Annotated in this window: 19 protein-coding genes and 1 tRNA gene; 15 read left to right on the plus strand and 5 right to left on the minus strand. The window is 68.2% G+C overall.

Annotated features, from left to right (window positions below; translation table 11 throughout):
• Positions 1 to 27: 27 nt before the first annotated feature.
• From ACSFBE_RS09110 to ACSFBE_RS09150, 9 genes are all read left to right on the plus strand, one after another.
• Positions 28 to 939, plus strand: coding sequence for an alpha/beta fold hydrolase (locus ACSFBE_RS09110; RefSeq protein ID WP_435490063.1), 912 nt, complete (start codon positions 28 to 30; stop codon positions 937 to 939).
• Positions 940 to 1,030: 91 nt separating this feature from the next.
• Positions 1,031 to 4,513: a response regulator gene (locus ACSFBE_RS09115; protein ID WP_435490064.1), complete on the plus strand. Its 3,483-nt coding sequence runs from the start codon at positions 1,031 to 1,033 to the stop codon at positions 4,511 to 4,513.
• The gene (locus tag ACSFBE_RS09120) at positions 4,510 to 5,367 is read left to right on the plus strand and encodes a CheR family methyltransferase (protein ID WP_435490065.1); all 858 of its coding nucleotides are present in this window, start codon (positions 4,510 to 4,512) and stop codon (positions 5,365 to 5,367) included. Before ACSFBE_RS09115 ends, ACSFBE_RS09120 begins: the two co-directional genes overlap by 4 nt.
• On the plus strand, positions 5,364 to 5,963 hold the full coding sequence (locus tag ACSFBE_RS09125) for a chemotaxis protein CheB (RefSeq protein WP_435490066.1): 600 nt from the start codon (positions 5,364 to 5,366) through the stop codon (positions 5,961 to 5,963). Before ACSFBE_RS09120 ends, ACSFBE_RS09125 begins: the two co-directional genes overlap by 4 nt.
• Positions 5,953 to 7,158 carry a hybrid sensor histidine kinase/response regulator gene (locus ACSFBE_RS09130; protein ID WP_435490067.1) on the plus strand — a complete coding sequence of 402 codons (1,206 nt, stop codon included), beginning with the start codon at positions 5,953 to 5,955 and terminating at the stop codon, positions 7,156 to 7,158. The genes ACSFBE_RS09125 and ACSFBE_RS09130 overlap by 11 nt, the downstream gene beginning before the upstream one ends.
• A gap of 104 nt (positions 7,159 to 7,262) precedes the next feature.
• A protein-coding gene (gene prfB / locus ACSFBE_RS09135; RefSeq protein WP_435490068.1) for a peptide chain release factor 2 occupies positions 7,263 to 8,367 on the plus strand; the annotation gives its coding sequence in 2 pieces (ribosomal slippage) (positions 7,263 to 7,343 and positions 7,345 to 8,367; 1,104 coding nt in all).
• 51 nt (positions 8,368 to 8,418) lie between these two features.
• The gene (gene pepN / locus ACSFBE_RS09140) at positions 8,419 to 11,112 is read left to right on the plus strand and encodes an aminopeptidase N (protein ID WP_435490069.1); all 2,694 of its coding nucleotides are present in this window, start codon (positions 8,419 to 8,421) and stop codon (positions 11,110 to 11,112) included.
• A gap of 15 nt (positions 11,113 to 11,127) precedes the next feature.
• Positions 11,128 to 12,138, plus strand: a complete 1,011-nt coding sequence (locus ACSFBE_RS09145; RefSeq protein WP_435490070.1) for a class 1 fructose-bisphosphatase — start codon at positions 11,128 to 11,130, stop codon at positions 12,136 to 12,138.
• 11 nt (positions 12,139 to 12,149) lie between these two features.
• Positions 12,150 to 12,225, plus strand: a tRNA-Thr gene (locus tag ACSFBE_RS09150).
• 90 nt (positions 12,226 to 12,315) lie between these two features.
• Here the strand turns inward: ACSFBE_RS09150 and ACSFBE_RS09155 are convergent.
• Complete coding sequence (locus ACSFBE_RS09155) at positions 12,316 to 12,783, minus strand: winged helix-turn-helix transcriptional regulator (protein ID WP_435490071.1); 468 nt, start codon at positions 12,781 to 12,783, stop codon at positions 12,316 to 12,318.
• Between the two features lie 123 nt (positions 12,784 to 12,906).
• Between ACSFBE_RS09155 and ACSFBE_RS09160 the strand changes: the two genes are divergently transcribed.
• Positions 12,907 to 14,226, plus strand: coding sequence for a D-amino acid dehydrogenase (locus ACSFBE_RS09160; protein ID WP_435490072.1), 1,320 nt, complete (start codon positions 12,907 to 12,909; stop codon positions 14,224 to 14,226).
• 79 nt (positions 14,227 to 14,305) lie between these two features.
• On the plus strand, positions 14,306 to 17,446 hold the full coding sequence (locus ACSFBE_RS09165) for an EAL domain-containing protein (RefSeq protein ID WP_435490073.1): 3,141 nt from the start codon (positions 14,306 to 14,308) through the stop codon (positions 17,444 to 17,446).
• A gap of 19 nt (positions 17,447 to 17,465) precedes the next feature.
• Here ACSFBE_RS09165 and ACSFBE_RS09170 read toward each other — a convergent pair whose 3' ends face one another.
• The 4 genes from ACSFBE_RS09170 to msrA all read right to left on the minus strand — a co-directional run bounded on the left by ACSFBE_RS09170 (position 17,466) and on the right by msrA (position 21,589).
• The gene (locus tag ACSFBE_RS09170; RefSeq protein WP_435490074.1) at positions 17,466 to 18,413 is read right to left on the minus strand and encodes an AEC family transporter; all 948 of its coding nucleotides are present in this window, start codon (positions 18,411 to 18,413) and stop codon (positions 17,466 to 17,468) included.
• A gap of 44 nt (positions 18,414 to 18,457) precedes the next feature.
• On the minus strand, positions 18,458 to 20,551 hold the full coding sequence (locus ACSFBE_RS09175) for a TonB-dependent receptor (RefSeq protein ID WP_435490075.1): 2,094 nt from the start codon (positions 20,549 to 20,551) through the stop codon (positions 18,458 to 18,460).
• Positions 20,552 to 20,629: 78 nt separating this feature from the next.
• A complete protein-coding gene (locus tag ACSFBE_RS09180; protein ID WP_435490076.1) occupies positions 20,630 to 21,019 on the minus strand; it encodes a hypothetical protein in 390 nt (129 codons plus the stop codon).
• Positions 21,020 to 21,028: 9 nt separating this feature from the next.
• Positions 21,029 to 21,589 carry a peptide-methionine (S)-S-oxide reductase MsrA gene (msrA, locus tag ACSFBE_RS09185; protein ID WP_435490077.1) on the minus strand — a complete coding sequence of 187 codons (561 nt, stop codon included), beginning with the start codon at positions 21,587 to 21,589 and terminating at the stop codon, positions 21,029 to 21,031.
• Between the two features lie 92 nt (positions 21,590 to 21,681).
• Here msrA and ACSFBE_RS09190 point away from each other — a divergent pair, with 92 nt between their 5' ends.
• From ACSFBE_RS09190 to ACSFBE_RS09205, 4 genes are all read left to right on the plus strand, one after another.
• A complete protein-coding gene (locus ACSFBE_RS09190; RefSeq protein ID WP_435490078.1) occupies positions 21,682 to 22,359 on the plus strand; it encodes a TetR/AcrR family transcriptional regulator in 678 nt (225 codons plus the stop codon).
• Between the two features lie 42 nt (positions 22,360 to 22,401).
• The gene (locus ACSFBE_RS09195; protein WP_435490079.1) at positions 22,402 to 23,079 is read left to right on the plus strand and encodes a protein-L-isoaspartate O-methyltransferase family protein; all 678 of its coding nucleotides are present in this window, start codon (positions 22,402 to 22,404) and stop codon (positions 23,077 to 23,079) included.
• Complete coding sequence (locus tag ACSFBE_RS09200; RefSeq protein ID WP_435490080.1) at positions 23,079 to 23,417, plus strand: rhodanese-like domain-containing protein; 339 nt, start codon at positions 23,079 to 23,081, stop codon at positions 23,415 to 23,417. Before ACSFBE_RS09195 ends, ACSFBE_RS09200 begins: the two co-directional genes overlap by 1 nt.
• Positions 23,418 to 23,482: 65 nt before the next feature.
• A complete protein-coding gene (locus ACSFBE_RS09205; RefSeq protein WP_435490081.1) occupies positions 23,483 to 24,841 on the plus strand; it encodes a TolC family outer membrane protein in 1,359 nt (452 codons plus the stop codon).
• Positions 24,842 to 24,865 lie beyond the last annotated feature (24 nt).

Genomic DNA, 24,865 nt, shown 5'->3' on the forward strand with positions numbered 1-24,865 from the left:
GCCCTGTGCCTTCGTATGATCGATCGAATGTATGTCCCGCAACGCCCCTCCTCCAGCGCCCATGTGCCGGTGCGCACCCTGCGCTACCACCTGCGCAGCTGGGGTACGCCCTCCCCGACGCGGCCGCCGCTGGTGCTGCTGCATGGCTGGATGGACGTCTCGGCCTCCTGGCAGTTCGTGGTCGACGCGCTGGCCGAGGAGCGCTTCGTCGTCGCACCCGACTGGCGCGGCTTCGGCCTGACCGACGGCGGTGCGGTCGACAACTACTGGCTGCCCGATTACCTGGCCGACCTCGACTGGCTGCTCGACCATGTGGCGGGCGAGGCGCCGGTCGACCTGGTCGGCCACAGCATGGGCGGCAACATCGCGATGCAGTACGCGGGCGTGCGTCCGCAGCGCATCCGCCGTCTGGTCAACCTCGAAGGCTTCGGCATGCCCGCGCGACAGCCCGAGGAGGCGCCCGCGCGCTATGGGCAGTGGATTGACCAGCTCAGGAAGCTGCACCGCGGCGAGATGGCGATGCACGGCTACTCGGACCCGGACGGCGTGGCACGCCGCCTGATGAAGACCAACCCACGCCTGCCGCAAGACAAGGCCGACTGGCTGGCGCGGCACTGGGCGGCCGAACAGCCGCACCCCGACGGCGGCACCCGCTGGGCCATTCTGGGCGACGCCGCGCACAAGGTGGTCAACGCCAACATCTACCGCGTGGACGAGGCCCTGGCCCTCTACGCCGCCATCACCGCCCCGGTGCTCTCGATCGAGGCAAGCGACGACAGCCTGGCCCGCTGGGCCGGGGGCTACACGCGCGCCGACTACCACCGGCGGCTGGCGTCGGTGCGCGACGTGCGAAGCGCCCAGGTCCCCGACTGCGGCCACATGCTGCACCACGACCAGCCCGAACGGGTGGCCGCGCTGATCGACGCCTTCTTGCGCTGACGCAGCGGCGGGCGCTCGGGACGTTCTCCGACACACGCAGACACCAATCGCGGGCAGACTCGGCGGGTTTTGCTCATCTCGCGCGCAGCCCATGCCCCACACCGCCGTCAACGCCATCGCCCCCCGAGAGTTCCAGCGCCTGCTGAGCCGGAACGTGAAGCTGCCACTGATCGGGGGCGTGCTCGGCGCAGTGGTCTTCGTCGGCCTCATCTTCTATCTGCTGTCGGTGATCTCATGGGTCGAGCACACCGACCGGGTGACCCGGGAGGCGAGCGAACTCCAACGGCTGAGCGTCGACCTGGAAACCGGCATGCGCGGCTTCCTGATCACCGGCGAAGACGTGTTCCTGCAGCCCTACGAGAGCGCGCAACCGCGGCTGGCCGCCGGCATGGCCGTGCTGCGCGAGCGCGTGTCCGACAACCCGGCACAGGTTGACCGGCTCGACCGCATCGCCACGCTGCAAACCGCGTGGAACGGGTTCGCCGCAGAGATGATCGCGTTGCGCCGTGCCGGCGGCGACGTCGAGCAGGCGATCCGGGCCGGCCGCGGCCGACGCCTGTCGGACGACATGCGCACCGGCTACGCGAACTTCATCAACGTCGAACAGACGCTGCGCTTCCAGCGCAACAACGAAGCCAACAACACGGCCATCGCGATCGTGGCGCTGTTCCTCTTCTTCACGCTCACGCTCTCCGGTCTGCTGGCCTTCTTCGGTCGGCGCCAGCTGGTGCGGCTCTCGGAAGGCTACGACACGGTGCTGCAGCGGCAGGCAACGCATGCGGAGGCCTTACAGCGGCAGGCCTGGCTGCGCGGCGCGCAGACGGAGCTGGCCGACGACCTGGTCGGCGAGCTCAGTGCGCTCGAGATGGGCCGCAAGGTTCTGGGCTTCTTCGCGCGGCATATCGGCAGCAGCGTGGGCGGGCTGTATGTGCGTGAACGCGGCGGCGAGCTCCGCCGCGTCGCCAGCTACGGCTTCTCGCCCGAGGCCGAGGGCGCCAACCTGGTGATCGGTCCGAACGAGGGGCTGGTGGCGCAGGCGGCGAATGGCCGCAAGCCGATGGTGGTGGAGCCTGTCGGCACCGACTACCTGCGGGTGAACTCTGGCATCGGCGACATGGCGCCGCGGGCGATCGTGCTGCTGCCGGTGCTGAACGACGGCCGTGTCAACGGTGTCATCGAACTGGGCCTGCTGCGTTCCCCCGATACCCAGGCGCGGGAGCTGTTCGAGTTGCTGGCCGGCACCATCGGCAGCTCGGTGGCCGCGGTGCGCTACCGCGAACAGCTGCAGGACGCGTTGGCCGAAACGCAGCAGCTCAACGAAGAGCTGCAGGTGCAGCAGGAAGAACTGCGGACGGCCAACGAGGAGCTCGAAGAGCAGTCCCGCACGCTGCGCGCCTCGCAGGCCACGCTGGAGAACCAGCAGGCCGAGTTGGAGCAGACCAACAGCCAGCTGTCGGAGCGCACCGAAGCGCTCGACCTGCGCAACGCGGCGCTGCGCCGCGTGCAGGCCGACCTGGAAGACCGCGCGCAGGAGCTGCAGCGCGCCAGCCGCTACAAGTCGGAGTTCCTCGCGAACATGTCGCACGAGCTGCGCACGCCGCTCAACAGTGCGCTGATCCTGGCCAAGCTGCTGGGCGACAACCCGCAGGGCAACCTATCGGCTGAGCAGGTGAAATTCGCCGAGTCGATCTATTCGTCGGGCAACGACCTGCTGGTGCTGATCAACGACATCCTCGACATCGCCAAGGTCGAAGCCGGCAAGCTCGAGCTGGTGGCCGAGGAGGTGCCGCTCGCCCGCCTGGCCGACAGCCTGGCGATGACCTTCACGCCGCTGGCGGGCCAGAAGCAGCTCGGCTTCCAGGTGGCGGTAGCGCCCGACGCCCCGGCGCTGCTGGTGACCGACCGGCAGCGCCTCGAGCAGGTGCTGAAGAACCTGCTGTCGAACGCGCTCAAGTTCACCGACCGCGGCGAGGTCAGCCTCACCATCTCGGCCGGTCCCGACGGCGGCGCCCGCTTCGCGGTGCGCGACTCGGGCATCGGCATCGCGCCCGACCAGCAGGACGTCATCTTCGAGGCCTTCCGCCAGGCGGACGGCACCACCAGCCGGCGCTACGGCGGCACCGGCCTGGGGCTGTCGATCTCGCGCGACCTCACCAAGCTGCTGGGCGGCACGCTCACGGTCGACAGTACGCCCGGCCAGGGCAGCACCTTCACGCTGACGATGCCGGCGCAGGCGCCGCTGCAAGCGCGCATGGATGCGCCCGCGGTGCCTGCCACGCCCGCCCGCCTCTACACGGCGCCCGTGGCGGCGATGCCGACCGCCTCGCCGACCATCCCGGCGCCGGTGATCCCGCAGTTCGCCGACGACCGCGCGCAGCCGCGCAACGCGTCGCGGCGCGTGCTGGTGATCGAGGACGAGCCGCAATTCGCCCACATCCTGTACGACCTGGCCCATGAGCTGGGCTACCAGTGCATCGTGGCCCACGGTGCCGGCGACGGCTTCGACCTGGCTACGCAGCTGCTGCCCGACGCGATCCTGCTGGACATGCGCTTGCCGGACGCGCCGGGCCTCAACGTGCTGCAAAAACTCAAGGACCAGCCGCAGACGCGCCACATCCCCGTGCACATCGTCTCGGCCATGGACCACACCGAAACCGCCATGCACATGGGCGCGATCGGCTATGCGCTCAAGCCCGCCTCGCGCGAACAGCTCAAGCAGGTGTTCCAGAAGCTGGAAGACAAGCTCACGCAGAAGGTCAAGACCGTGCTGCTGGTCGAGGACGACGACGTGCAGCGCGACGCGGTGGTGAAGCTGATCGGCGACGAGGACGTCGCCATCACGGCCGTGGGCTCGGGCGAAGAGGCGCTCGAGCTGCTGCGCGCCCGCGTCTTCGACTGCATGGTGACCGACCTGCGCCTGCCCGACATGCAGGGCAGCGAGCTACTCAAGAAGATGGCCACGGAAGAGATCTGCTCATTCCCGCCCGTCATCGTCTACACCGGCCGCAACCTGACGCGCGACGAAGAGGCCGAGCTGCTGCGCTATTCGCGCTCGATCATCATCAAGGGCGCGCGCTCTCCGGAGCGCCTGCTCGACGAGGTGACGTTGTTCCTGCACAAGGTCGAGGCCGACCTCTCCACCGAACGCCGCAACATGCTCAAGGCCGCGCGCGGGCGCGACCGGGTTTTCGAAGGCCGCCGCATCCTGCTGGTGGACGACGACGTGCGCAACATCTTCGCGCTCACCAGCGCACTGGAGCAGCGCGGCGCGATCGTCGAGATCGGCCGCAACGGCCGCGAAGCGCTCGAGAAGCTCGACCGCGTGGCCGACATCGACCTCGTGCTGATGGATGTGATGATGCCGGAGATGGACGGCCTGGAGGCCACGCGCCGCCTGCGCCAGGACCCGCGCTTCGAGAAGCTACCGGTCATCACCGTCACCGCCAAGGCCACCAAGTACGACCAGGAACAGTGCCTGGCCGCCGGCGCCAGCGACTACCTCGCCAAGCCGGTCGACCTGGACCGCCTGTTCTCGCTGCTGCGCGTCTGGATGCCCAAGATGGAGCGGCTGTGAAACCCGCGCCTTTCCAGCCGGTGCGTCCGCTCGAACCGCCGAGCGACATCGAGATCGAGCTGCGCCTGCTGATGGAGGCGATCTACCTGAAGTACAGCTACGACTTCCGCAATTACACCGGCGCCTCGCAGAAGCGGCGCGTGCTCTATGCACTGGAGCAGTTGCGGCTGCCGAGCGTCTCGGCGCTCCAGGAGCGGGTGCTGCACGACCCGACGGTATTCGCCCAGCTGCTGCAGTTCCTGACGATTCCGGTGAGCGAGATGTTCCGCGATCCGGACTACTTCCTCACCCTGCGCCAGCAGGTGGTGCCGGTGCTGCACACCTATCCGTCGGTGAAGGTCTGGGTGGCCGGCTGCAGCACCGGCGAGGAGGCCTGGTCGCTCGCCATCCTGCTGCGCGAGGAAGGCCTGCTCGACCGCACCCAGATCTACGCCACCGACATCAATCCGGCGTCGCTCGAGAAGGCGCGCCAGGGCATCTTCCCGATGGCGGCGGTGCGCAACTACACGCTCAACTACCAGCGTGCCGGCGGCCAGCGGGCCTTCTCCGACTACTACACCGCCGCCTACGACGCGGCGCGCTTCGACCCCTCGTTGTGCGCGAACGCGGTCTTCGCCGACCACAGCCTGGCGACCGACAGCGTCTTCGCCGAAACCCAGTTCGTGTCGTGCCGCAACGTGCTGATCTACTTCAACCGCGCGCTGCAGGACCGGGCCCTGGGCCTGTTCCACGAGTCGCTGTGCCACCGCGGCTTTCTCGGCCTCGGTGCCAAGGAGAGCATCGACTTCTCGGCCTTCGCCACCCGCTTCGACACGCTGTCGCGTGCCGAACGCATCTACCGCAAGGCCTCGTGACGACGCTCGAGCGCGCCCTGCGCCGCATCGACGCGGCGGTGATCGGCACGTCGGCCGGCGGGGTCGACGCGCTCGCCACGCTGCTGCACGATCTGCCGCAGCCTTGGCACCTGCCGCTGGTGACCGTGATCCACCTGCCGGAGCGGCGTGAGAGCCGGTTGGTCGAGGTCTTCGCCCAACGGCTCTCGATCCCGGTGCGCGAGGCCGAGGACAAGGCGCCCGTCGCGGCCGGCACCCTCTACTTCGCGCCACCGAGCTACCACCTGTCGATCGAGCACTCGCGCGAGTTCTCGCTGAGCTGCGAGCCGCCGGTGCTCTGGTCGCGCCCGTCGATCGACCTGCTCATGGCCTCGGCGGCCGACGCCTACGGCCCGGACGTGGCCGGCCTGCTGCTCACCGGCGCCAACGCCGACGGCGCCGCCGGGCTGCGAAGGATTCATGCCGCCGGCGGATTCACCGCCGTGCAGGAGCCCTCGGAAGCCGAGGTAGATACCATGCCCCGTGCGGCGCTCGCCCTCCACACCCCCGACCGCGTGCTGCCCTTGCACGCGCTGCGTACCCTCTTGATGGAATTCAATGCGCTCCATGCCGATTGACGTCGAAAGCAAGCTGCTGATCGTCGACGACCTTCCCGAGAACCTGCTGGCGCTGCAGGCGCTCATCCGCGGCCCCGCCCGGCCGGTGTTCCAGGCCACCTCCGCCGAACTGGCGCTGGCGCTCATGCTCGAACACGAATTCGCCCTCGCCATCCTCGACGTGCAGATGCCCGGCATGAACGGCTTCGAGCTGGCCGAGATGATGCGCGGCACCGAGCGCACGCGCCACATTCCCATCATCTTCGTGAGCGCCGCCGGCCGCGAGATGAACTACGCCTTCAAGGGCTACGAAAGCGGCGCGGTCGACTTCCTGCAGAAGCCGCTCGACCCCCATGTGGTGGCCAGCAAGGTCAACGTCTTCGTCGACCTGCACCGCCACCGCAAGGCGCTCAAGCACGAGATGGAGGCGCTCGCCGCGGCGCACCGCGAGCAGGCCACCCTGGTCGAGAAGCTGCAGGTGGCACAGGCCGACCTCGAGCGGGCGGTGCGCATGCGCGACGACTTCATGTCGATGGTCTCGCACGAACTGCGCACGCCGCTCAACACGCTCTACCTCGAGACGCAGGTGCGCAAGCTGCATCTGGGCAAGGGCAACCTCGCGCCCTTCGCGCCCGAGAATCTGCCGGCCATGATCGAGCGCGACCAGCGCCAGATCCAGAACATGGTGCGGCTGATCGACGACATGCTCGACGTGTCGCGCCTGCGCAGCGGCTCTCTGTCGATCCGGCCCAAGCCGGTCGACCTGGCGGGCCTGGCGCGACGGGTCGCCGACAGCCTGGCCATCCAGGCCGATGCCGCCGGCTCGACGCTGGAGATCGACGCACCGCAACCCATCGAGGGCATCTGGGACGAATTCCGCATCGAGCAGGTCCTGACCAACCTGATCACCAACGCACTGCGCTACGGCCGCGGCAGCCCGGTGGCGGTGAGGGTGGTGCGCGACGGCGACCGGGCCGCGCTGTCGGTGCGCGACCGCGGCATCGGCATCGCGCCGGAGGACCACGGCCGCATCTTCGAGCAGTTCGAGCGCACCGACGACAGCCGCAAGCACGCCGCCGGGCTCGGGCTGGGGCTCTACATCACGCGCGAAATCGTGCGGGCGCACGGCGGCGAGATTTTGCTGGAGAGCGCCCCGGGCGAAGGCGCGCTGTTCCGCGTCACGCTGCCGTTGCACGCCCCGGCGGGCGACGCCTGAGCCACCGCCCGGCCGCGTCGCCGATGGGCCCATGCGCGCCGTGAGAAAATGTCGGGTTGCTCCCGGCGCCGCCGGGCTATCGTATTTTTCCCGAGGACTTCCCCATGGACGCAGAACAGATCAACCAAATCGGCGCTTTGCTGGCAGACCTGAGCGCTCGCACCCTCGAGTTACGGGGGTATCTTTGACTACGATGCCAAAGCCGAACGCCTGAGGACGGTCAACGCCTCGCTCGAAGACCCCAACGTCTGGAACGACCCGAAGAAGGCCCAGGAACTGGGCCGCGAGAAGAAATCGCTCGACGACGTGGTCGTCACGCTCGACCGCCTCACCAGCGGCCTGTCGGACAACACCGAGCTCTTCGAAATGTCGAAGGCCGACGGCGACATGGACGGCCTGCAGGCCATTGCCGATGACGCCGCGCTGCTCGAAGCCGACATCAAGCAGCTCGAGTTCCGCCGGATGTTCAACAACCCGGCCGACCCGCTCAACGCCTTCGTCGACATCCAGGCCGGCGCCGGCGGCACCGAGGCCTGCGACTGGGCCAGCATGCTGCTGCGCCAGTACCTCAAGTACGCCGAGCGCAAAGGCTTCAAGACGCAGATCGAGGACGAAACCCCGGGCGACACCGCCGGCATCAAGGGCGCGACCATCAAGGTCGAGGGCGACTACGCCTTCGGCCTGCTGCGCACCGAGACCGGCGTGCACCGCCTGGTGCGCAAGTCGCCGTTCGACTCCTCGGGCGGGCGCCACACCAGCTTCGCCTCGATCTTCGTGTACCCGGAAATCGACGACTCGATCGAGATCGACATCAACCCGTCCGACGTGCGCACCGACACCTTCCGCGCGTCCGGCGCGGGTGGCCAGCACATCAACAAGACCGACTCGGCGGTGCGGCTCACGCACATCCCGACCGGCATCGTGGTGCAGTGCCAGGACGGCCGCAGCCAGCACAGCAACCGCGACGTGGCGTGGAAGCGCCTGCGCTCGCGCCTGTACGACTTCGAGATGCGCAAGCGCCAGGAAGAGCAGCAGAAGCTCGAGGACAGCAAGACCGACGTGGGCTGGGGCCACCAGATCCGCAGCTACGTGCTGGACAACAGCCGTATCAAGGACCTGCGCACCAACGTTGAAGTCTCGGCCACGCAGAAAGTGCTCGACGGTGACCTCGACGTCTTCATCGAAGCGTCCCTGAAGCAGGGCGTCTGATGGCGCGCGACGACGACGAACTCGCCCCAACGAATTTTCTGGAGACACCCGATGCTGCAACTGCGTGATGGACAAGGACAGCCGCTGGCGATCCGCCGCGAAGACTATGTTGCCCCCGCCTGGTGGATCGACACCGTCGACCTGACCTTCGACCTGGACCCCGCCAAGACGCGCGTGCTCAACCGCATGCGCCTGCGCCGCAACCCCGAGCTGCCGAACGGGCCACTGCGCCTGGACGGCGACGAGCTGAACCTGGCGCGCGTGCTGGTCGACGGCCAGGGCGCCTCGTTTCGCATCGAGTCCGACCAGTTGGTGATCGACAACCTGCCCGACAGCTTCGAGCTGGAGATCTTCACCACCTGCTGCCCGGTGAAGAACACCAAGCTGATGGGCCTGTTCGTCAGCGAGAACACCTTCTTCACCCAGTGCGAGGCCGAGGGCTTCCGCCGCATCACCTACTTCCTCGACCGTCCGGACGTGATGGCGAGCTACACCGTCACGCTGCGCGCCGACAAGACCGCCTACCCGGTGCTGCTGTCGAACGGCAACCTGATGGACAGCGGCGAGCTGCCCGAGGGCCGCCACTTCGCGAAGTGGGTCGACCCCTTCCGCAAGCCGAGCTACCTGTTCGCGCTGGTCGCGGGCAAGCTGGTGGCGCGCGAGCAGCGCATCACCACGCGCGCGGGCAAGGACCATCTGCTGCAGGTCTATGTGCGCGCCGGCGACCTCGACAAGACCGAGCACGCGATGAACTCGCTGATCCACTCGGTGCTGTGGGACGAAACCCGCTTCGGCCTGCCGCTGGACCTCGATCGCTTCATGATCGTTGCGACCAGCGACTTCAACATGGGCGCGATGGAGAACAAGGGCCTGAACATCTTCAACACGAAGTACGTTCTAGCCAACCAGGCCACTGCCACCGACGCCGACTACGGCAACATCGAAAGCGTGGTCGGCCACGAGTACTTCCACAACTGGTCGGGCAACCGCGTGACCTGCCAAGACTGGTTCCAGCTCTCGCTCAAGGAAGGCCTCACGGTCTTTCGCGACCAGGAGTTCAGCATGGACCTGTGCGCCGATGCGTCGGCCCGCGCGGTCAAGCGCATCGAGGACGTGCGGGTGCTGCGCACCGCCCAGTTCCCCGAAGACGCCGGCCCCATGGCGCACCCGGTACGGCCCGACAGCTACATCGAGATCAGCAACTTCTACACCGTCACCATCTACGAGAAGGGTGCGGAGGTCGTGCGCATGATGCAGACGCTGGTCGGCCGCAAGGGCTTCGAGGCCGGCATTTCGCTGTACTTCAAGCGCCACGACGGCCAGGCCGTGACCTGCGACGACTTCGCGCAGGCCATCGCCGATGCCAACCTCGACTCCGACCTGTCGCGCCTGCTGCCGCAGTTCAAGCGCTGGTACAGCCAGGCCGGCACGCCGCGCCTGGCAGCGACCGGGCACTACGACGCCGACGCGCGCACCTACACGCTGCGCTTCGAGCAGAGCTGCGCCCCGACGCCGGGTCAGGCGCTCAAGCTGCCCTTCGTCATTCCGGTGAACCTGGGCCTGCTCGACCCCACGGGCCGCGAACTCCCGCTGCAGCTCGATGGCGAGGTCGATGTGGTGCGCGGCACGCGCACGCTGGTGCTGACCGAATCGGCGCAGCAGTTTACTTTCGTCGGCGTCGATGCCGAGCCGGTGCCATCGATCCTGCGCGGCTTCAGCGCGCCGGTGATCCTCGACTTCGACTACAGCGACGCGCAGCTGCTCACACTGCTGGCCAACGACCCCGACCCGTTCAATCGCTGGGAAGCCGGCCAGCGCCTGGCCCTGCGCAGCGCGTTGAAGGCCATCGACGAGAGCGCCACACCCGGCGCGCCGGTGCTCGACACGGCGTACGTCGACGCCATGTCGGCCGTGCTGCGCGACCCGAAGCTCGATCCCGCCTTCAAGGAGCTGGTGCTCACGCTGCCGTCGGAAACCTACATCGCCGAGCAGCTGCCGGTGGTCGACCCGCAGCGTATCCACGCGGTGCGCGAAGCGATGCGTGCCCAGCTGGCCACCGCGCTGCAGCCGCAGTGGGAAGCGGCGTACGAAGAACACCACGACACCGGCGCCTACACGCCCGATGCCGGGTCGGCCGGGCGCCGCGCACTGTCGGGCATGGCGCTCACGCACCTGTGCCTGGCGGCGCGCGAATCCGGCGACTCGGTGTGGCCGGGCAAGACGCTGCAGCGCTTCAAGGACGCCGGCAACATGACCGACCGCTTCAACGCACTGGCGGCCCTGGTGTCGTCCGGCCACGCGCTGGCCGCGCAGGCGCTGGCGCGCTTCCATGCGCTGTTCCACGACGAGGCGCTGGTGATCGACAAGTGGTTCTCGCTGCAGGCCGGCTCGCCGGACCGCGGCGGCAACGTGCTGCCGCTGGTCAAGCAGCTGATGAAGCACCCGGACTTCTCGCTCAAGAACCCGAACCGGGCGCGCAGTGTGATCTTCAGCTACTGCAGTGCCAACCCGGGCGCCTTCCACCGCCCGGACGCCGCCGGCTATGTGTTCTGGTCGGAGCGGGTCTGCGAGCTCGACGCGATCAACCCGCAGGTCGCCGCCCGGCTGGCTCGCTCGCTCGACCGCTGGAGCAAACTGGCAGAACCCTACCGCAGCGCTGCACGCGAGGCCATCGCCCGCGTGGCCGCCAAACCCGAGCTCAGCAAGGACACCCAGGAAGTGGTGAACCGCGCACTGGCCGACTGACAACAAGGACCCACCATGTCGCAACAGAAAATCTCACTCACCCGCTATCTGGTCGAGCAGCAACGTGCCGACGGCCACATCCCCGGCCAACTGCGCCTGCTGCTCGAAGTGGTGGCGCGCGCCTGCAAGAGCATCAGCCAGGCCGTCAACAAGGGCGACCTCGGCGGCGTGCTCGGCACCGCCGAGAGCGAGAACGTGCAGGGCGAGGTGCAGAAGAAGCTCGACATCATCGCCAACGAGGTGCTGATCGAAGCCAATGAATGGGGGGGCCACCTCGCCGCCATGGCGAGCGAGGAGATGGACAGCATCTACGTCGTGCCCAACCGCTACCCGCAGGGCGAGTACCTGCTGCTGTTCGACCCGCTCGATGGCAGCAGCAACATCGACGTGAACGTCAGCATCGGCACCATCTTCAGCGTGCTGAAGAAGCCGGACGACCATCCCGGCGTGTCGGAAGCCGACTTCCTGCAGGCCGGTGCCAAGCAGGTGGCGGCGGGTTACTGCATCTACGGCCCGCAAACCACGCTGGTACTGACCGTGGGCGACGGCGTCGCGATGTTCACGCTCGACCGAGAGCAGGGTTCCTTCGTGCTGACCAAGGAGAACATCCAGATCCCGGCCGACACCAAGGAGTTCTCGATCAACATGAGCAACATGCGGCACTGGGATGCGCCGGTGAAGCGCTACATCGACGAGTGCCTGGCCGGCAGCGAAGGCCCGCGCGGCAAGGACTTCAACATGCGCTGGATCGCCAGCATGGTGGCCGACGTGCACCGCATCCTGATGCGCGGCGGCATCTTCATGTACCCGTGGGACCAGCGCGAGCCGGGCAAGCCGGGCAAGCTGCGCCTCATGTACGAAGCCAACCCGATGAGCTGGCTGGTCGAGCAGGCCGGCGGCATGGCGACCAACGGCCGCGAACGCATCCTCGACATCCAGCCGGGCAAGCTGCACGAACGCGTGAGTGTGGTTCTGGGATCAAAAAATGAAGTCGAGCGCGTGACCCGCTACCACGACCCGCTATAATCGCAGGCTTCGCCGGTGTAGCTCAGTCGGTAGAGCAGCTCATTCGTAATGAGAAGGTCGGGTGTTCGATTCATCTCTCCGGCACCAATACAGATAAAGCGCTGTTGTCATCCCAGGATGGCAACAGCGCTTTTTTCTTTGAGGCAGCACAAGCGTTCGCTGGCGTGGCCCACGGCATCAGGGGTCGACCACCAGATACGTGTCTTCCTTCAACTCCTCCATCACCACATAACTGTTCGACTGCGCCGACACCGGCAGCCGCTTGAGGATGCCGCCGAGCAGTTGGCGGTACTGCTCCATGCCCTTGATGCGGAACTTGAGCAGGTAGTCGAAGCTGCCGGACACCAGATGGCATTCCATGATCTCGGGCATGTGGATCAGCTCGCGCCGGGTCTGTTCGAACAGGTCGTCCGACTTGGCCGAGAGCTTGATCTCCACGAAGACCAGGAGCGTGCGGCCGACCGCGCTCGGCGCCACCCGCGCGTGGTAGCCGGTGATCACGCGTTCGCGCTCCAGCCGGCGCACCCGCTCTGAACAGGCCGAGGGCGAAAGCCCGATCTGTTCGGCCAGTTCGGTGTTGGAAATTCTCCCGTTGCGTTGCAACGCGTCCAGGATTTTTCGGTCGATTCGGTCGAGGTCGATCATTCTTCGGCACCCGCATGAAAAGCAATGAAGGAACCGCAATTGTCGCGGTGCCAGCCCTTCAAATCCGTGAAAACTGCGGCGTCGGCCCTTCTAAAGTCCAGTTTTCTCTCTGCTGGATGCATCGTGAAAGTTATTGTCCTGGGCTCGGGCGTGGTCGGCACCACCACTGCGTACTACCTCGCCCGCGCAGGCGCCGAGGTCACGGTGATCGATCGCCAGCCCGGCCCGGCGCTGGAAACCAGCTTCGGCAACGCCGGCCAGGTGTCGCCCGGCTACTCGACGCCCTGGGCCGCACCCGGTATTCCGCTGAAGGCAATGAAGTGGATGTTCCAGAAGCACGCGCCACTGGCCGTGAAGCCCGACGGCACCCTCTTCCAACTGCGCTGGATCGCCGCCATGCTGCGCAACTGCACCGCCGAGCGCTACACGGTGAACAAGGAGCGGATGATGCGCATCGCGGAGTACAGCCGCGACTGCCTGCGCACACTGCGCGCGGACACCGGCATCGCCTACGAGCACCGCACCGGCGGCACGCTGCAGCTCTTTCGCACGCCGGAGCAGCTCGCGGCGGTGAAGCGCGACACGGCCGTGCTCGAAGAGTGTGGCGTCGCCTACGAACTGCTCGATGTCGACGGCATCGTCCAGGCAGAGCCCGCGCTCATGCAGGCCCGTGACCGCCTGGTGGGCGGACTGCGCCTGCCCGGCGACGAGACCGGCGATTGCCAGCGCTTCACCACCGCGCTGGTCGCGCTGGCCCAGGCGGCCGGCGCCGACTTTCGCTTCGACGCAGCGGCCACGCGCGTACTGCACGACGGCCAGCGCATCCGCGGCATCGAGGTCGACGGCGAGACCGTCACGGCCGACCGCTACGTGCTCGCGCTCGGCAGCTATTCGCGCGAACTGTTGCTGCCGCTGGGCCTCGATCTGCCGGTCTACCCGGTGAAGGGCTACTCGCTCACCGCGCCGATCGTCGATGCATCGCTGGCGCCGGTGTCGACGGTGCTCGACGAGACCTACAAGATCGCGATCACGCGTTTCGATGACCGCATCCGCATCGGCGGCATGGCCGAGCTGTCGGGCTTCGACCTCGGCCTGAAGCCGCAGCGCCGTGCCACGCTCGAGATGGTCACGCGCGACCTGTTCCCCGGTGGCGACCTCGAAGCCGCCACCTTCTGGACGGGCCTGCGGCCGATGACGCCCGACGGCACGCCCATCATCGGCGCCACGCGGCAGTTCCCGAACCTCTACCTGAACACCGGCCACGGCACGCTGGGCTGGACCATGGCCTGCGGCTCCGGCAAGCTGCTGGCCGACCTGGTGCTGGGGCAGCGCCCCGAGATCGACACCGAAGGTCTGTCGCTCGACCGCTACGCGGGCGCGAAGGCCCGCAGCCCACGCGGCCTCCAGGTGGCGCCGACGGCGCACGCATCGCACGCCGGCTGAGAGGCGACACGGCACGACCATCAGTCGAAAGCCGCGGGGGGCCGCGGCATGCAGATTGCGTAGGGTACGTTCGACACCTATGCTGCAATTCCTCTCCCGCCGGCTGGGCCGACTCACCGTCGGCCGCAAGCTTCTCCTGATCTACCTGCTGGACCTGACGGCCGTCATCTTCATCAGCGGCATCCTCATCAACGAGAAGTTCATCGCCATCGACTTCGGCCGCAAGGAGAAGGCCGGCGCCGCGTACATCGAACGGCTACGCCCCACGCTGATGGCGGTGGCAGGTTGGCGCAACGCCACGCTGGCGCCGCCGCAGACCCTGGCCGACATCGAGCAGTCCCTCGGCACCGGCATGCAGAGCGCCGAGGCGAGCCTGCGCTGGCGCCAGGCCGTGGCCGCGCTGGCTGCATCGCCCGGCCGTGCCACGACCCGGGCGGCGCTCGAGGCGGGCCGCGCGCTGGTCACGCGCGTGGGCAACCAGTCGAACCTGATCCTCGACCCGGACCTCGACAGCTACTACACGATGTCGCTGATCCTGCTGCGCTTCCCCGAGCTGCTCGAGCTGACGTCTGAAATGAGCGCGCGCCTGCACTCCCACGGTGCAGGCGAGCTCGATGCCACCGAATCGCGCACCAAATACTTCATCCTCGAAGGCCGCGTCGATGCCGTCGCCGCTGCCATCACCAGCGACTACGGTGAAGCCTTCGCCGCGTCGTCCGGCCCGCTGCAGCCGCGCCTCGACGGCTCCCGCGCACGGTTGGTGGCGAGCATCGACCGTTTCCGCGCAGCCGCGCGCCACGCCATGGACGACGGCAGCCTCGGGCTCGCCCCCTTCGACACCGCGCAGCAGGCGCTGTTCGCCAGCCTCGACACCGCCTGGGCCGATGCCGCCGTCGAACTCAACACCTTGCTCGACGCGCGCGAACGCGGCTTCTTCCAGCGCATGTGGATGCACCTGGGCACCGCGCTTTTCCTGCTGCTCGTGATCCTGAGCGCGGTGTTCTACGTGGCCCGCCAGATCTCACGGCCGCTGCGCGGCCTCTCGCTGGTGGTCGACACGGTGCGCCGCACCGGCGACCACAGCCTGCGCGCCCGCTGGGACAGCGGCGACGAGATCGGCCGGCTGGTGCTCGGCTTCAACGACATGCTGGCCCAGCTCGACCGCGAGCGCCGCGCCCAGCAGGAACTGGCGGCCTCGGCACGTGCCGCGGAGGCGCAGCGCGACCTGGTCGCCGCCATTCCGATCCCGCTCATGGTCACGGCCATTCCCGGGCACGAGGTGCTCAGCGCGAATCCGCCGGCGCAGGAATGGCTGGGCGGCCGGCAGATCGACCCGTGGGCGGCCGGGCTCGACCCGGGCATCCGCGGCCGCTTCTTTCAAAGGCTCGCCGACCGCGGCAGCGTCGACGAATTCGAGGTGTGCTGGCATGGCGGCGGCGTCTCGTCGTGGGCGGTGCTGTCGGCGCGGCGCCTCAGCTACCAGGGCCAGGACGCGCTGCTGACGGCCTTCACGCCGATCAGCCAGCTGAAGGTGATGGAGCAGCGGCTGGAACTGTGGTCGAAGGTGTTCGAAGCCTCCACCGAAGGCATCATGATCATCGACGCCGAGCGCCGCATCCTCACGATGAACCGCGCGCTGGGCCGGCTCACCGGGTACGACACGCGCGAGCTCGAGGGCGAGAAGCCTGAGCGGCTGTTGCTGGGCCAAGGCGCCACCTACGGTGACTTCTGGCCCCTGCTCGACGAGCGCGGCGCCTGGCAGGGCGAGGTGCTGGTACGCCGCCGCAACGGCAGCAACTACCCGGCCTGGCTGGTCGCCAGTGTCGTGCGCGACGGGCCCGAGCGCATCTCGCACTACATCTTCACCTCCATCGACATCACCGAGCGCAAGCGCAGTGAGGAACGCATCCGCTTCCTGGCGCTGCACGACGTGCTGACCGAGTTGCCCAACCGCTCGCTGTGCATCGAACGGCTGGGCACCGCCATGCAGCAGGCCCGCAAGCACGACCGCCGCCTGGGTGTGGTGTTCATCGACCTGGACCGCTTCAAGAACATCAACGACTCCCTCGGCCACCACGTTGGCGACGCGCTGCTGCGCGCGGTCGCCCGCCGCATGGTCGAAGCCGTTCGACCCGGCGACACCGTGAGCCGCCTGGGTGGGGATGAGTTCGTGATCGTGCTGGCCGACGTGGCGGACACGGACGAGGTGCGCGACATCGTCGAGCAGTGCCTGGTGCCGGCGATCCGGCGGCCCTACCAGCTGCATGGGGCCGAACTGCACGTGTCGTGCAGCGCGGGCATCGCGATGTACCCCGACGATGCGCAGGACATCGATTCGCTCATGCGGCAGGCCGACGTCGCGATGTACCAGAGCAAGTCCGGCGGGCGAAACATGGTGCACTTCTTCACGCCGGACATGGACGCGCGTGCGCAAAAGCGCCTGCAGCTGGAATCGCACCTGCGCCGCGCCATCGAGCGCAACGAGTTGAGCCTGTGCTTCCAGCCGCGTGTGCAGGCGCGCAGTGCGGCGCTGGTTGGGGTGGAAGCGCTGCTGCGCTGGCGCAACGACGAACTCGGCCCGGTGTCGCCCGCCGAATTCATTCCGATCGCCGAAGAGAGCGGGCAGATCGTCGGCATCGGCGCCTGGGTCATCGCGCAGGCCTGTGCCCAGCAGGCGGCCTGGCGCGCGCAGGGGCTGGGCACCGTGCCGGTGTCGATCAACGTGTCGGCCCTGCAGCTGCGTGACGGCGAGCTCACCGGCGTGCTGCGCGATGCGATGGCGGCGCACGACGTGGTGCCGTCGTCGATCGAGATCGAGATCACCGAATCGACGCTGATGGACGCGGCCGAGCAGTCGCTCGCGCAGCTGCGTGCGCTGAAGTCGCTGGGCGTGCAGCTGTCGATCGACGACTTCGGCACCGGCTATTCGAGCCTGAACTACCTCAACCGCTTCCCGATCGACAAGCTGAAGATCGACCGCTCCTTCGTGCACGACATGCTCGACGACCCGACTGACCTGGCGATCGTGCGCGCCATCGTGGGCCTGGGCCACACCCTGGGTCTGCGCGTGGTGGCCGAAGGTGTCGAAACCGTCGAGGAAGCCGCGCTGCTGCAGGCGGCGCACTGCGACGAACTGCAGGGCTACCTGTTCGGACGGCCGATGCCGCCCGAGGAAATTCCCGATTGGATCCGGCAGTGCACGCCGGTCGCGGCGGCCTGAGCCCGCGCGCCTGGCGTCTCTAGAAATTCGCGGCGAGCGCCATCGCGGCCGACAGCGTGACGAGCGCGAGCACGGTCGACACCACGACGGCCGCCGTCACCTGCTCTTCGGCCACCTTGTAGCGCTGTGAGAACAGGAAGGCGTTGGCGCCGATGGGCATCGCCGCGGCCACGACCATCACCGTGAGCGGCAGGCCGCGCACGCCCAGCAGCCAGCCGAAGCCGGCCACCAGCAGCGGGTGGACCACGTTCTTCACCACGGCCAGCGCGAGCGCGCCGCGCAGATGCGTGCCGACGGGGGTCAGCGCCAGCGTGATGCCGACCAGCACCAGCGCCACCGGGCTGAAGGCCTGGCCAAGCAGCATCAACGGCTTGTCGACGGCCACCGGCAGCGTGAGCCCGGTCTGCGCGAACAGCAGGCCCGCGATGATCGGCAGCGGCACCGGATGCAGCACCGAGTTGCGCACGGCGCGGGCCACGGTCCAGACGATCGGGCGCCCCGCGGCGCCGCTGGCCACGGCATGCTCGCGCGCGACGATGAGTTCGATCATGAGCGTGGCGGCCGTGATCAGCACCAGCGAATGCAACGACACCAGGGTCAGCAGCACGACCAGCCCGGCCGGCCCGTAGGCCAGGTCGACCAGGGCCACGCCGATGATCACCGTGTTGCTGAAGGTGGCCGTGATCGCGAGCACCGCCGCGCTTCGGGTGAGCCCCAAGAAGACCAGCATGCCCGCGAAGATGACGCCGGCGGCGATGAAGTAGGCCGCGACCGGCCGCAGGCTCAGCGCCTCAACGTGCACCGTGCTCATGGCGCGGAACAGCAGCGCCGGCGCCAGCAGCAGGAAGACCAGGTTCGACAGGTCCTTCACCGCAGGGGCACCGACCCATTGGCGGCGGCCAGCGAGGTAGCCCGCGGCGATGAGAAGAACGACAGGGAGCAGCGCGGAAAGGACGGGCGAATTCACCGCGGCGAGCATAGCGGCTCGCTGCGTTGGGTCGCTGTCTGGCGCTAGAAGCTCGCGCGCAGGCCGACCTTCAGGGAACGGCCCGGCAGCGGTGCCGCCGGGTACACCGTCGTGGTCAGGATCGAGGTCGCGCTGTAGGCCAGCTTGTTGGTGATGTTGTCCAGCCGCGCATACCAGGTCAGCGTCGCGCCCGTCACCTTCATCCGATAGGCCAGCGCCGCGTTCCACAGCGTGTAGCCTGCGGTCTCGCGTGTGCCGTCTTCCGGCACGCGGTGCTGCGCCGAATAGCGGTCGAAGCCGAAGCGCGCGGTCCACGGGCCGTCGCCGTAGGCGAGCGCGGCGCCGACACGCACCGGCGAAATGCGCGGCAGCGGCTCGCCAGTGTCGGTGTTGGTGGCGCGCACCAGGTCGCCGCGCCATTGCAGGTCGAGCGTGCCGCTGCGTTCCATCGCGGCGAAGCCCTCGTTGCCCAGCAGGCGCAGGTTGCCGCTGGCCTCGAGGCCGGTGAAGCGGGCGCGCACGCCGCCGTAGGCGTACTCGGCCAGCGTGTCCTCGGCGGCCGGGTCGGTCACGGCCTCGCCTTCGCCGTCACGCTGAACGCCGGTGGCGTTCAGCCCGATGTAGTTGCGAAAGCGCGTGACGTAGGCGTTGACCCGCGCGTTGTTCGGGCCGTTCTTCCACTGCGCGCCGAGGTCGAAGCCGATCGAGCGCTCCTTCTCGAGCGACGGGTCGCCCACCTCCCAGGCCGCGGTCGCGACGTGCGGGCCGTTGGCGAACAGCTCGTAGTCCTTCGGCGCCCGCTCGGTGTACGCGAGGTTCGACGTCAACTGCCATTGCGGCGTGAGGTTGACCAGGGCGCCGAGTGCCGCGCTGTGCGGGTTGAAGCTGCGCTCGCCCGTCGCGAAGCGCGTGATCGACAGGTCGTCGGGGTAGCCGAGCGATTCGACCTTCACCTGCTCGGTGCGCGCACCGAAGCTCAGGCGGCCCCACGAGGTGGCGAGCTCTTCGTGCAGGAACAGCGCATTGGCACGCGTGCGGCTGTGCGGCGCGAAGGCCTCTTCTCCGTCGGCCGAAAAGCGATTGCGCTCGCTGCTGAAGCCGATCATGCCTTCGACGTTGCCGATCTTCTGGTGGCGCGCCTCGATGCGCAGGTCGTTGCTCATGGTGGCGAAGGTGGTGCCGACCTCGCTGCCCTCGAACTCGGTGTGGCGGTAGTCGGTGTGGCCGAACTTGGTGCGGATGCTGGTGAAGAAGCCGCCCGGCCGCCACTCGCCTTCCAGCGCGTAGCGGTCGGACTTCATGCCGATCGTCACCTCGTCCTCGGCCACCGTGCCGTAGTCGCTGCGGTAGGTGCTGGCCGAGGCGCCGATCCAGCCGCGGTCGAAGAACAACGTGCCGCCGACCGCGCCGCCATGCGCGCTGTTCTGCGAATTGCAGATGCGGCGCGCCAGCCCGGGCGAGCCGGGCTTGGCGCATTCGAGATCGATCGGCACCCGCACGTCGTCCGACTTGCGGTCGAAGGCATCGACGTGCAACGCGTAGCGGTCGTTGCCGCCCTCGAGCACCACCCCGCCGCTGCGCTCCTGGCTGCCGGTAGCGTAGCCGAGGTCGGCGCGCCCACCGAAGCCATTGATCGGCTCGGTCGGAATGCGGTTGTCGATGACGTTGACCACGCCGCCCACGGCACTGCCGCCGTACTGCAGCGCCGAGGGGCCGCGCAGCACCTCGATGCGGTCGGTGACCAGCGCATCGACCGGCACCGCATGGTCGTAGCTCAGCGCCGAGGCGTCGGGCGCGCTGCCGCCGTTCTGCAGGATGCGGATGCGGTCGCCGTCCTGGCCGCGGATGATCGGGCGGCTCGCGTTGGGGCCGAAGTAGCTGCTGCTCACGCCCGGCACGCCGTCGAGCGTCTCACCCAGTGTGGAGCGCGAACGCAGCAGCAGCGTGTCGCCCTGCAGCGTCTCGGTGGGTGCGATCAGGTCGGACGCGCCGAGCGGGTTCCCGGTGACGGTGACCTCCTTGAGGCTCGGGGCCGGCGCAGCCGTGCCGGTGGAGCTGGCGGTCTGTGCATGCGCGCTCAGGGCGATGAAGGAAAAGGCGGCGGCGCTGACGGCGTGCCGGCTGAAATTGGAGATCATGGATGCGGACTCGTTGAAACAATGGAAGGCCGACCGCAGCCCTTCACAGGGCGCAGCCAGACGAATGACCAGAGGAATTCAGCGAGTCAGCGGCGGGCCACGCGCATCGAAGAGCGAGACCCAGCGGGCGAGTGCTTCGCCCAGGAAGTAGTGGAAGCGCGCCATCGGCAAGGCGATGGGCAGCACCACGAGAGGAACGGACAACGCCGCGGCGCCACCGGCGAGCTGGTCGTACAGCCGGCAGTCGGCGTCGGCGTGCACACCGAAGAGTGCGAGCAGGCCGCGGTGGTCATGGCCCTGCGACGAAACGGCCGACAACGTGGACGCTGTGTGCAGATGCACCACGGCCGGCGAGGTCGGCAGGTGCACCACCCTGTGCATCAGCCCGAGCGTGGACGCGAGCCACAGCGCGACCGCCAGGGCGATCAGCAGCGGCGTGCGGTACACAGCGGGGCGGACGAAGTGCATCGGTCTGCCTCAGTCCTTCACGCGCGCGGCGAAGGTCTTCTGAAACTTCTCGACCTTGGGGCCCACCACGAAGGCGCAGTAGCCCTGGTTGGGGTGGTTGACGAAGTAATCCTGGTGGTAGGCCTCGGCCGTCGAGTAGTTCGCGAGCGGCAGCACCTCGGTCACCACTGGCGCCCGGTACGTGCCGCTGTCGGCGATCTCCCGGATCACGTCGTCGGCCACCTGCTTCTGGCTGTCGTTCAGGTAGTAGATGCCACTGCGGTACTGCGTGCCGACGTCGTTGCCCTGGCGGTTGAGCGTGGTCGGGTCGTGCACGACGAAGAAGATCTCGAGGATCTCCCGCAGCGTGATCTGGGCGGGGTCGAAGGCCAGCTTGACGACTTCGTTGTGCCCGGTACGGCCGGTGCAGACCTGCTCGTAGCTCGGGTTGATCGTCTCGCCGTTGGAATAGCCGGACTCCACGTCGACGATGCCGCGCACCCGGTCGAACACGGCTTCGGTGCACCAGAAGCAGCCGCCGCCGAGCACGATGGTGTCGGTGGTGTTTGCCGGGCTGGGGGTGGTTGTCATGGTCGGTTCCAGAACGCGAAGCCCGCTATTGTCGCGGCTTGACGCACCGGATACGGGTCACTACATTACTAACCCGTCAGTCATTAACGCCGATGCCCCGTTTTCTCAACGACAAGCTCTGCCCGGTCCGCGCCAAGCGCGAACGCCGGAAGGAGGCACGCCCCGGCGAACTGATCCAGGCCGCGCTCGAGCTGTTCGTCGAAAAAGGCTTCGCCGCGACGCGCTCCGAAGAGGTGGCGGCCCGGGCCGGTGTGTCCAAGGGCACCCTCTTCCTCTACTTCCAGAGCAAGGAAGACCTGCTGCGGGCCGTGATCACCGAGAACCTGGCCGGCCGCTTCCCCGAATGGAACGAGGAGTTCGACACCTTCGAGGGCAGCACCGCCGACATGCTCCGCCACTGCACGCAGGTGTGGTGGGAACGCGTGGGCGCCACGCCGGTGGCCGGGCTGACCAAGTTGATGCTCAGCGAAGGCAACAACTTTCCCGAACTGGCGGCCTTCTACCAGCACGAAGTGGTGCGCCCCGGGCATGCGCTGATGCGGCGCATCCTGCGGCGCGGCATCGACAGTGGCGAGTTCCTGCCGGTCGACGTCGACCACGCCATCTATTCGGTGATCGCGCCGATGGTCTTCCTGTTCCTGGCACGCCACAACCCGACCTGGATCGACCACGACATCGCACTCGATCCGCTCCGATACGTCGCGACGCAGACCGAGATCGTCATCCGCGGCCTGTCCCTGCATCCGCCGACGTCACCGCACGCCACCTAAAATCATGGGTTTGCCTGAGCCCACTAGGAAAAGAGAAATCCCATGAACACCCCCGCCTCGCAGGAGCGCCTGCGCTTCAACATGATCGAGCAGCAGATCCGCCCCTGGGACGTGCACGACCCGCAGGTGCTCGCACTGCTGGCCGAAATTCGCCGCGAGGACTACGTCCCGGCCGCGCACCGCGCCCTGGCCTTCTTCGACATGGAGCTGCCGCTGGCCGACGCCACCGAGCCGGGCCAGACGATGCTGGCGCCGAAGATCGAGGCACGCATGCTGAACGACCTGCATGTGCAGAAGCACGAATCGGTGCTCGAGATCGGCACCGGTTCGGGCTTCATGGCCGCCCTGCTCGCCCACCGCGCGGCCAAGGTGCTGACGCTGGAGATCGACGCCACGCTGGCCGCACGGGCCACCGAGACGCTGCGCCGCAACGGCGTGCAGAACGTCGAAGTGCGCCACGCCGACGGCGCCCAGCCGCTGCCGAGCGGCCCGACCTTCGACGTGATCGTGCTGAGCGGCTCGGTCGCCCGCGTGCCGCAGAACCTGCTGGGCTCGCTGAACATCGGCGGCCGGCTGGTTGCCATCGTCGGCGGAGAGCCGATGATGCGGGCCCATTTCGTGACCCGTGTGAGCGAAGGCAAGTGGGAAACGACGCAGCCCTGGGACACCATTGCGCCCCGCCTGCTGAACTTCCCCGAACCTTCGCCGTTCCGCTTCTGATGGTCGACCAGGTCCGCCCCGCCGATCTGGACGCCTGGTTCGCCCAGGACAGCGCCGCCGCGCCGGTGCTGCTCGACGTACGCGAGCCGTGGGAACTCCAGACGGCCAGCGTCGCGCCGCAGGGCTTCACGCTGGTCGCGATTCCGATGAACGAGATTCCCGGCCGCCTGGCAGAACTCGACCCGACCGCGCGCATTGCCTGCCTGTGCCATCACGGCGCACGCAGCCAGCGCGTGGCGGCCTTTCTGAGCCAGAACGGCTTCGGCGACGTGGCGAACGTGGCCGGCGGCATCGACGCCTGGTCGGCCAGCCGCGACGCCGGCGTGCCGCGCTACTGATCTTTCCCAAGGACCGCATGCTCCTGCCCCGGCTTCTTCCTGTTTCAGCCGCGATGGCAGCCGTGATGGCAGCAGCATTCGCCTCCCCCGCCGGCGCCCAGAGCCTGCTGACGCTCTACGACGCGGCACGCGGCTACGACGCCACCTACCAGGGCGCACGCGCGCAGTACGACGCGAGCCTGGCGCGGGCGGCGCAGGCCAAGGCGGGCGTGCTGCCGCAAGTGGGCCTGCAGGGGAACGTGTCGCGCACCAACCTCGACATCGACGTGATCTCGGGGGCGCCCTCATCGTCGGGGCCGCGCGACTACACCACGCAGACGGTGGGCGTGAACGCCACGCAGCCGCTGTACCGCCCGGCCGCCTGGGCGGCCTACGAACAAGGCAAGCGTCAGGCCGAGATCGCCGAGACGGTGCTCACCACCGCCGAGCAGGATTTGATCGTGCGGGTGAGCCAGGCCTACTTCGATGTGCTCGGCGCGCAGGACACCCTGGCGCTGGTGCGTGCGCAGAAGACCGCCGTGGCCGAGCAGCTCGCCTTCGCCAAGCGCAACTTCGAGGTCGGCACCTCCACCATCACCGATTCGCGCGAGGCACAGGCGCGCTACGACCTGGTGGTCGCGCAGGAAATCAGTGCCGACAACGACCTGCAGGTCAAGCGCCTCGCGCTCGATCAACTGGTGGGCCAGGCGGGCAGCGCGCCGCTGCCGCTGGCCAGCGCCGCGACGCTGCCCGCGCCGACGCCCGCCGACATGGGCGCCTGGGTGGCGCAAGCCGAGGCGGTGCATCCTGCCATCCGCCAGGCCCGGCTCGGCGTCGACGTCGCCGGGCTCGAGGTGCAGAAGGCCGAAGCCGGCCACAAGCCGACGGTCGACGCCCAGCTGGGCTACAACCTGACGCGCTATCCGCAGGGCAACGCCACCACCACCGTCGGCACCTATGCCCGCGGCCCCAGCGTCGGCGTGGTGTTCAACATGCCGCTGTTCGCCGGCTTCGCCACCGAGAACCGCATCCGCGAAACCCTGTCGCTCGAAGACCAGTCGCGTGCCACGCTCGAATCGACGCGCCGCAGCGTGACCCAGGCCACGCGCGCCGCCTACCTCGGGCTGATCTCCGGTGCCAGCCAGGTACAGGCGCTCGAAGCGGCCGAGGCGTCGAGCCAGAGCGCGCTCGACGCGAACCGGCTGGGCTACCAGGTCGGTGTGCGCATCAACATCGACGTGCTGAACGCCCAGAGCCAGCTGTTCCAGACCAAGCGCGACCTGGCGCTGGCGCGCTACAACGTGTTGTTGGGCAACCTGAAGCTGCGCCAGGCGAACGGGACGCTGGTACCGGCCGATCTGCAGGCGATCAATTCGACACTGGCAGCGCCTGCGATGCCGACGGCCCCGCCGCAGCCGGTCACCCTCAATCCGCCGGTCCGCTGAGGTCTCGCGGGCCGCCAGCTCAGA

The sequence above is a fragment of the Variovorax sucrosi genome, from assembly GCF_051216635.1.
Lineage (GTDB): Bacteria > Pseudomonadota > Gammaproteobacteria > Burkholderiales > Burkholderiaceae_C > Variovorax.